The organism is Sporosarcina luteola (assembly GCF_007991495.1).
In the GTDB taxonomy this organism is placed as follows: domain Bacteria; phylum Bacillota; class Bacilli; order Bacillales_A; family Planococcaceae; genus Sporosarcina; species Sporosarcina luteola.
In genome coordinates this window covers 1-7,774 of the sequence record NZ_BJYL01000067.1, presented here as the reverse complement: position 1 = coordinate 7,774, position 7,774 = coordinate 1, and the positions used below count along the sequence as shown (strand labels likewise).

The 7,774-nt window shown below is 47.2% G+C and carries 10 protein-coding genes and 1 pseudogene; 3 read left to right on the top strand and 8 right to left on the bottom strand.

From position 1 onward, the window contains the following. Nucleotides 1-341: 341 nt before the first annotated feature. Both SLU01_RS17660 and SLU01_RS17655 read left to right on the top strand, forming a co-directional pair. Nucleotides 342-663: pseudogene (locus SLU01_RS17660) on the top strand (nucleoside triphosphate pyrophosphohydrolase); the annotation flags it as partial. Between the two features lie 143 nt (nt 664-806). Next, nucleotides 807-1,055 (top strand): phospholipase D-like domain-containing protein, encoded by a 249-nt coding sequence (locus tag SLU01_RS17655; RefSeq protein ID WP_147060813.1) that lies wholly within the window; start codon nt 807-809, stop codon nt 1,053-1,055. 135 nt (nt 1,056-1,190) lie between these two features. Here the strand turns inward: SLU01_RS17655 and SLU01_RS17650 are convergent, their stop codons facing one another. From SLU01_RS17650 to SLU01_RS17635, 4 genes are all read right to left on the bottom strand, one after another. Then, on the bottom strand, nt 1,191-1,559 hold the full coding sequence (locus SLU01_RS17650) for a hypothetical protein (protein ID WP_147060811.1): 369 nt from the start codon (nt 1,557-1,559) through the stop codon (nt 1,191-1,193). Further along, the gene (locus SLU01_RS17645) at nt 1,556-1,774 is read right to left on the bottom strand and encodes a hypothetical protein (protein ID WP_147060809.1); all 219 of its coding nucleotides are present in this window, start codon (nt 1,772-1,774) and stop codon (nt 1,556-1,558) included. Before SLU01_RS17645 ends, SLU01_RS17650 begins: the two co-directional genes overlap by 4 nt. An 18-nt stretch (nt 1,775-1,792) precedes the next feature. Further along, the gene (locus SLU01_RS17640; RefSeq protein ID WP_170232747.1) at nt 1,793-2,236 is read right to left on the bottom strand and encodes a PH domain-containing protein; all 444 of its coding nucleotides are present in this window, start codon (nt 2,234-2,236) and stop codon (nt 1,793-1,795) included. Between the two features lie 274 nt (nt 2,237-2,510). Next, a complete protein-coding gene (locus tag SLU01_RS17635) occupies nt 2,511-3,332 on the bottom strand; it encodes a Cthe_2314 family HEPN domain-containing protein (protein ID WP_147060805.1) in 822 nt (273 codons plus the stop codon). Nucleotides 3,333-3,603: 271 nt separating this feature from the next. Here SLU01_RS17635 and SLU01_RS18300 point away from each other — a divergent pair, with 271 nt between their 5' ends. Next, nucleotides 3,604-4,068 carry an HAD-IIIA family hydrolase gene (locus SLU01_RS18300; RefSeq protein WP_373866429.1) on the top strand — a complete coding sequence of 155 codons (465 nt, stop codon included), beginning with the start codon at nt 3,604-3,606 and terminating at the stop codon, nt 4,066-4,068. Between the two features lie 110 nt (nt 4,069-4,178). Here SLU01_RS18300 and SLU01_RS17625 read toward each other — a convergent pair whose 3' ends face one another. The 4 genes from SLU01_RS17625 to SLU01_RS17610 all read right to left on the bottom strand — a co-directional run bounded on the left by SLU01_RS17625 (nt 4,179) and on the right by SLU01_RS17610 (nt 7,690). Continuing rightward, a complete protein-coding gene (locus SLU01_RS17625; protein WP_147060804.1) occupies nt 4,179-4,616 on the bottom strand; it encodes a hypothetical protein in 438 nt (145 codons plus the stop codon). Then, on the bottom strand, nt 4,609-5,847 hold the full coding sequence (locus SLU01_RS17620) for a replicative DNA helicase (protein WP_147060802.1): 1,239 nt from the start codon (nt 5,845-5,847) through the stop codon (nt 4,609-4,611). Before SLU01_RS17620 ends, SLU01_RS17625 begins: the two co-directional genes overlap by 8 nt. Then, nucleotides 5,844-6,347 carry a hypothetical protein gene (locus tag SLU01_RS17615; RefSeq protein ID WP_147060800.1) on the bottom strand — a complete coding sequence of 168 codons (504 nt, stop codon included), beginning with the start codon at nt 6,345-6,347 and terminating at the stop codon, nt 5,844-5,846. The genes SLU01_RS17620 and SLU01_RS17615 overlap by 4 nt, the downstream gene beginning before the upstream one ends. 215 nt (nt 6,348-6,562) lie before the next feature. Then, complete coding sequence (locus SLU01_RS17610; protein WP_147060798.1) at nt 6,563-7,690, bottom strand: S-layer homology domain-containing protein; 1,128 nt, start codon at nt 7,688-7,690, stop codon at nt 6,563-6,565. Nucleotides 7,691-7,774: the final 84 nt, after the last annotated feature.

Genomic DNA, 7,774 nt, shown 5'->3' with positions numbered 1-7,774 from the left:
CAAACCCTTGGGGGACAAGGGCTTGGAATTATGAAATTCACTCAATTATGTTTTTTACTCAAAAACAACAAACCAATTATCTCCATTCACTCAGGTAAGCAAATTAAAAGACTTATCCGGCAGCACATCTTAAAAGGTTAGCCATTGTACACCCCTTGCTTGCTAAAATTAGAATCATCGAATTCAAACTCAATTAACTTAATAGTATCACAACGCTCTCAATATGTTCCATATGAATAGGTAGTTTTTCTTAGCTATTCCCATAACTTATCATTTTCTCTATCCTTCACACTTCTCCCTTAGGCTAAACTAAATGAAAACTCATAAAAGGAGAGACACCCATGCCCATCCACAACAAACCCGTACGCGACCTAATCCCGCAGATCATCGAACAGGATGGAAAGATGTGCACCACGCAAACTTTAAACGATTCGGACTATAACAGAAGCAAATAATAAAATGCACGAAGAATTGGCAGAATACGCAGCTGCCGATACTGCGGAGGATACAATCGAGGAGCTGGCGGATTTGCTAGAATTGATTCATTCGACCGCAAAGTTCCATGGGACAACAGTTGAAAAGTTGGAAGCGGTACGCGAAAAGAAGGCGGCAAAGCGCGGCGGGTTCGATGAGCAAATCTACCTAGTGGAAGCGAAAGATGACGGAACTGCGGCTGATTACTTGGAACGTGCTAGGCGATTTGAAGAGGCTGACGGCGGAGACGGATATATTCTACCGGATGACATATTTCGTTATGAAGTCGGGTGTGGCACAAGTGTTGCCTGTGCTTCGGGAAGCGACGTGGCGTGGCACGTGCGGTTATCAAGATCCTGACGGGCTACTATTTATCGATCACGCAGCCGGATGCGCTGGAGCTGCTTGTCGATGAACTGCCCGCCGCTGAAATCCGGATGATGGTAAGCGGCGGCATGTCGTTCCATCCGAAAGCGTATTTGTTCAAATCGGGAGAGCACGCGATGGTGAACATCGGTTCCTCGAACTTGTCGAAGTCCGCGTTGACGGGCGGCATTGAGTGGAGCCTCTATGCGCCTTAAGCGGTCGATTGGGAGATCTTCGAAACGGCTGTCCGCGAATTCATGGAGCTGTTCTTTTCGCCGAATATGCTCCATTTCAACTGCGAGCAGACCTATACCTATTCACCGTTCTCACTATCATCCATCAAAATCCCGTCAAATGGAATCGTCTGGTGGCGGGTGATCTAGTTTCCCATCGTCGATAACTGTTTCTTCATCCACTGCCCCTATCGTATTGCCGTCCTGAGATACTTCAAAATAGGGCTGTATACGAGAAGCTTCGGCTCCTGCGAGAGGGGTTCCATCCTTTTTTATAAAATCCAACTGTAGGATGGTTGGCCGGCCGATCCCTTCCCATGTAAAGTTATACCCGAGATACATCCTTTTCCCATTCTCAAAATGCTCATCCAAAACAGTCGTATGACTCCATTTGTTGAATTCACCGTCATTGATTGCATAAATAGAAAACCAGACAGCCGCTATTAGTATGTGAAACAGCGCACCACCGAAGAGGATTTTCTTCACTTAGCCTCCTCCCGCCCCTCCATCAAATCCCGATACATCCTTTCAAACAACTCCACAGGCATGCTGAAATGCGTCGTCTTGTCATTGTGCACATACGTGACAAACTTCACCTGATTACCTTTCACTTCCGCTTCCAGCAACGCATTCTCCCACGTATCGCGGATTGACACAACTGTCCCGTTCTTCTTCGTCTTCTCCTTGTATTCGTAATTCATCCCCATCGTCCCCCTTCTTCACTTATACAGCGCACCATCGACTTCAATCCCCGGGCTTTCACCCAACAACGTCTTGATGAACTGCACTCTATTTTTTGGAGAAACAAGTGCGATACCATATTTGCCGTAAAGGATTTCAATCCGGTCAATCGACAGCGCAGGAGCTGACAAAGGATTTTTCGCCGCACTTAACTTCGTGATATCCGCAATCTTCACCTTGCTTGTAAGAGGACCAAATTTGATTTTGATGAAGCCCCCTTCAATCTTGTAACCTGTACCAAACCAAAACCACAGCAGCAATCCGATGATGAGCACGCTAAGGATATACCCCGCTATGCTGTTATAGGTGATGAATTGCATACCAATCGGCTCCCCACCAAACACATAGGCAGCTATAAGAAACACGACAAATCCCCAAATGATCAATCCAAACCACAAGTCTTTTTTCGATGGAAAATACATAGGCATTCACCTCTTTCAATCAATCAGAAAGTGAGTCTTATAAGATATACAATTAATTAGTATACGATTCAAATGTCTGAGAAGTTTCGTTTCATGATGGACTGCAGTGACTTGTACGAAGGCTTTCAAATCAACATCACTCTATCAAAGAATTGACTGCATGAAAAAAGCGACAGGGTAGATTGATACACCTTGTCGTGAAGGTTAACAGGTTTTAAAACAATTCGAAATTCAATGGGAAACTGGCACTCGAAATTCATTTATTTTCGGGATCTTATTCTTCCATCTGTTTTACTGACCTTTTCATCATGTGCATTTGCATCAGTTTGGAAAGCACGCCATCCAAATTGCTCAATAACTTCTCGGCTGTAGTATTCAATTCGTCGAACGTATATTCAGGGCGTCCTCGCATTCCATAACTGTGGGTCTGTTGTGTATTAAGCATTCGTTGATCAATCTCGGAAAGTTTTCGTCTTTGAAATGAAACGGTCAACTCGTCTATTCCGACAAAATACCTGTGCGTTGCTGTATTCCGGTAGCGATTGAGAATCTTTCTGTCCTCTCGGCTAATGTCTTTGTAGATAGGTGAAAGGATAAGATTCAGTTCTTCAATTTCCTTTAAAGATAGCCATCCCACTTCTTGTTTTTGTTTTCTTAGAAGAGATTTAAGAGGATTGAAGTAAACTTTCCATTCATCTTTCACTAACTCACAACCGGATAACTCATTGATCATTACCGCCACATAATCCAAAAGAGAAATAATTCTTGGAATGACCATTCGGAAGTAATAATTCTTCACTTCAAATTTCCAATAGTTACTCCAGCCAACATCACCTTTTTCTCTTAGTTCTATTTCTATTTGATAAGCGGCCTGGGCGTAATAATGAGTTCTCACTAATTCTCGGAAAGCCTCCGTAATGGAATAGAGATAGCTCTGACACAACATGTCCTTTGGTGGCGCAAAGCCTTCCATCACTACTTCATAATGCAAAGTTATGTACGGTGAAGTAAGTAACATTACGGAGTGCTCTCTATGCCACTTCATTAAATAAGGTTTCATTTTTTCCATATGTTCATCTAACAATGGATCATCCATGCAACACACCCCCTATTTTAGTGTAGCACAAGGGTTGTGCGGAAAGGTGAGACTAAACCTTTGTCTCCTACTCTATGGCAAACCCTTCATTTTCTGCTTCAAACAGGAGCGCCAGTACAATATTGAACTCTGAATTCGACGTTGCACAGGATTGATGGATACCAGGTTCTAAAGCAATTCAAAATTCAATGATAACCGCTGGTACTTGAATTAATAGGAAAGCTGACCTTGCCGCATGAAAGTGGAATAAACAGAGCCACACGATCAGCTTCTGCTCATCCGTCTGGCAAGCTGTTCTTGCGCGAGTATTTCAGAGAGGCTGGGGTTCTTTTTTGTTTGTTCATTCACCAATCAACCAGGCATTTCGCGTGGCGAGGCTACTGTCGATGATTTTGTGCATGAGATGACTGGCTTCGGTTTCGATCGGGTATATGTTTGTCCACATGCGCATGGAGAAGGTTGCACATGCAGGAAGCCTTCTCCAGGTATGCTGCTTCGGGCTGCAGAGGAGAATGGTTTGGATCTGCGCCAGTGTGTCGTCATTGGCGACCGATGGACGGATTTATTGGCTGCGGATGAAGCCGGCTGCGGCAAAGTGTTAGTGAAGACGGGCAGCGGTCAGGATACTTATGAAAAGTACCGCAATGGGGAGTATTTCGGACGGTGGCAGGAAGTTGAGCCTGATTTCGTCGCGGAGGATTTGAGTGAGGCTGTGAAGTGGTTGTTGCAGCCTTGATTAAAAAAGACGAAAACAAAAACGCTCAGATTTGAATACATCTGGCGTTTTTTTGATGCCCAGCGGCCTACTCCCTGCCATCCAGCTTCTTACGTACGCTATCCGCAAACTCACCTCCCCACCTCCCCCAAATAACAAGGAAACACTAGCGTCTGCCGCTTCAACTCCCGGATCATCCGGTATCGGCCGGTCGCTTCGCAATACAGCGAAACATCCATTTTGTGCGTGGCGTCGAGGATTCGCTGGGCGAGCTGGCCGTAGATCTTGAAGTGCTTCGCCCGGGCGTCGTCCTCTTTTTTTGCGAGGTAGAGGGCGTGCCGGTTTTGTCCCATTGGGATGATGAAGAGTTTGATGGTGCAGAGTTGCAGCACGTTTTCGTCGCGCCACTTGGTGACGATGTCGTAGTCCAGGTTTTTCGGCAGGCTGCTGGCCGGGTCGTCGAGCTGGACGATTCCTTCCTGAAGGGCGAAGTAGATGGCGTGCGCGAGCAAGGGCGCGTCGTAGTCGATGGCGTCTGCGAGTTGTTCTTTGATTGTTTGTTCAAGCAATTCCGGTGACCTCCCCTGTGAATTTATTGTAGGCGGCGATGGCTGTGCCGACGGGACCGTTGCGGTTTTTGGAGACGATCAGTTCCATCGTTTGGTCGTTTTCCTTTCGCATGTCGTAGTAGGCGTCCCGGTAGAGGAAGATGATGACGTCGGCGTCTTCTTCGATGGAGCCGGATTCGCGCAGGTCGGACATGAGCGGGCGTTTGTCGTGCCGCTGTTCGACTGCGCGGCTGAGCTGGGCGAGTGTGATGACGGGGCAGTCGAATTCGCGCGCCATCGCTTTCAGGTCTTTCGTAATTTGGGATATTTGCAGGTGCATGCTGCTGCTTTTATCCTCCGAATGGATGAGGGTCAGGTAGTCGATGAAGATGACGGGTTTCCTGTCCGGATGCGCATGGATCATCTTGCGGACGTTCATGCGGATTTCCGAGATGGTCTGTTTGCTGCGGTCGAAGAAGTGCATGTTCGATTCCGCGAGCCTGCCGACGGTACGTGGCCATTCGGATTTCTGTTTTTCATCGAACATCGTGTAGGGATCGCGCATGCGCAGTCTTGAAAAGCGCCCGGTTGATGCGAGAAGGCGATCCCGCAGGCTCTCGGCGGACATTTCAAGCGAGAAGATGAGCGGCAGCCGATTTTTCCAGCCGGCGTGTTTCGCAATATGCAGCATGATGTCCGATTTCCCCATGCTTGGGCGGGCTGCGATGATTGTCAGTTCTCCGTTCTTGAAGCCGCCCGTCATTTTGTCGAGTGTGCCGATTCCGGCCGCTGCCCCTTCCGCGATTTCCTTCTTGACGTATGGGTCCTCATAGATGTCCGCAAGCAGGTCGGTCAGGGAGGCGTAATGGCTTGCGCGGTTGTCAAGGAGCGCTTCGAGCCCGCTCATGATGCGGTCGATCGGCCAGTTTTCCTGCGCGGCGATGCTAAGGACATTCCGCTTTTCCCGTTCGCGCCAGGCATCGAGCATGACGGCTACATAGTCGTCAAACGCCGGGATGTTCGCGTAGTCAGACAGATCCCGGACGTAGTTTGCGCCTCCGATGTCTTGCGGACTGAAGGTCGTCAGCAAAGTGATGAAGTCGACCGCCTTTCCGCTAGCGAGCAGCTCTTTCATCGACTGGAAGATCATCCGATGGACCGGATCCGCGAATTGGGTCGCGGACAGGTTTGCATCTGTGATGAGGTAGTTTTCTTTCATCATCGAACCGAGCACCGCTTTCTCCGCAATCATAGCGCTTCTCCTCTCGTCAGGTCGAATTGGAATTCCTTGACCGTTTTCGCGTTTGCGAAAGATCTTTTTCTTATATTCTTTTCTTTCTTATCCTTCTTCTTAGTTGCCGCCGGCTTGTTGTCGGTTTGCCCAACGTTTGCCGTCCGCTTTGTCTTCGTGTAATCGTTTTGCTGGTAAATGTCCCAATTGACAATGGTGATGAGCCGGTTTTGGGTTGTCGATTCGTTTGTCAGGAATCCGTATTTCTCGAAACGTCTCAGCGCAATGCGGATTTGGTGCACGCTGATGTTTTTGCCGCATTTTTCCTTGAGTGAAGCGAGGGACGTGATCATTTGTCCTGGCTTCGCGGAATACGCCCTTCCATTCCAATCCCACTCTCTCTTTTCGTAATTCGCCATCGACAGCAGCGTCATGAGCACCACTTTCTGTTCAGGCGTCGAGCCTGTCCAAATCGGTTTCTCCCAAAGTAGCCGATATGTTTTAAACCAACCTTTTTCCATTTCTATCTCCACCTTTTCATTTTGTATGAACAGACCTTTCATTTATTAGATAGATAGTTTTGGTGGAAAAGGATATATGTCGGCGAAATTTATTTTTTTGCTGCTATTACTTTGGTATATAAACAGGAAATCCCCCAATCCATATAAATATGATTGGGGGATTACATTTTAATTTGAAGGTACCGGGTACCCCTGGATGATGAGGAAAACCTATATTACTCTGTTCCCCACTCCGTACGGTACCGCTTGACAGCTTCGGCTCCGGAAATGGTTTTTAGGAAGTACTCTTCCGCCTGTTTGGTACGGGCTTTGATGAAGTCGTCCATACAGACATCCGAAGCGCAGTTGCCGTAATCATCGTCTGTCATCATCCGTAACGTTCTATAATCGTCAGTCACCTGCGAAAAATCACCCGCTAGCCATCTGTTCAGCATCTCCCCGACGACCGAATCCTCTTTGGTGAAGCGTTTCAAGTACAACAGATTTTGCTTCGCCATTTCGTTGTATTTTCCGAAACGGTTTTTATATAAGTCAATTTCAGGCATATCTCCGTACGGTCCGTCCTTGATCGGATCGGTTATCAGATAATCGGCTGGATAGTGTGTAACTTTCTGTCCCATCATCGTGAGCATCGCATTGGCAACCCTGTATTCGCCACCCTCAAGATACTCAGGTAGATAAGGCGTCAGTTGCCCTGGCAATGGCTTCTCCGGATTCTTGGGATCGATTGGGTCGTTCCGATGCAGCGTCCGATAGAGGAATACAGCATAGTGATCACGGGAAACAGCGATATCTGGGTAATAAATGCCTCCGTCACCCGTCGTAATATCAGCGGCATACATCGCCCGGATATAGGTACTCATCGGATGGCTTCTCGGTACGTCCAGGAAGTCGTATTCCGAAACCTCTTTCAAATCAAATGCAATCGTCAGCACTTTGGCCATCTCTGCGCGTGTAATCAGCTTGTTCGGATAGAAATTGCCCTTTGTATCCGGCTCGAAAATACCAGCCTGTTGAACTTTTTTGATGTCGTTGAAATAAGGGTTTTTGGTGGAAACGTCCTTGAAAGCGACAAACTTCTTCCTTGCCGGCAATTTAACAATCCGGTTGACAAGGGCAGCCGCCTGTTTACGGTTGATCTTCTCTTTCGGCTTAAATGTGCCGTCTGGATAGCCACTAATGACCTTCTCGTCTCGCATTTCATGGATCATATCAAAATAAGGATTGTTCGTTGAGACATCTGAAAATGGATTCTTGACAGCTGCCTCTACTCCCGACGGGATGATCAGCACAGGGATGATTAACACCGCCACCATAATGAATTTCCATAGTTTGTTCTTCATTCAAATTCCTCCGATCGGTATGTACATTTTCTAATCAGCGTACAGACGCAGATTTCCGGAATAAGTTTCAAATCTTTTTTATTT

Bases quoted from the DNA above. Each gene is read 5' to 3' on its own strand.
- SLU01_RS17620 (WP_147060802.1), bottom strand. From the start codon at position 5,847: ATGATTGCGGAGAAAGCGGTGCTCGGTTCGATGATGAAAGAAAACTAC.
- SLU01_RS17610 (WP_147060798.1), bottom strand. From the start codon at position 7,690: ATGAAGAACAAACTATGGAAATTCATTATGGTGGCGGTGTTAATCATC.
- SLU01_RS17640 (WP_170232747.1), bottom strand. From the start codon at position 2,236: ATGTATTTTCCATCGAAAAAAGACTTGTGGTTTGGATTGATCATTTGG.
- SLU01_RS17615 (WP_147060800.1), bottom strand. From the start codon at position 6,347: ATGGAAAAAGGTTGGTTTAAAACATATCGGCTACTTTGGGAGAAACCG.
- SLU01_RS17635 (WP_147060805.1), bottom strand. From the start codon at position 3,332: ATGGATGATCCATTGTTAGATGAACATATGGAAAAAATGAAACCTTAT.
- SLU01_RS17645 (WP_147060809.1), bottom strand. From the start codon at position 1,774: ATGAATTACGAATACAAGGAGAAGACGAAGAAGAACGGGACAGTTGTG.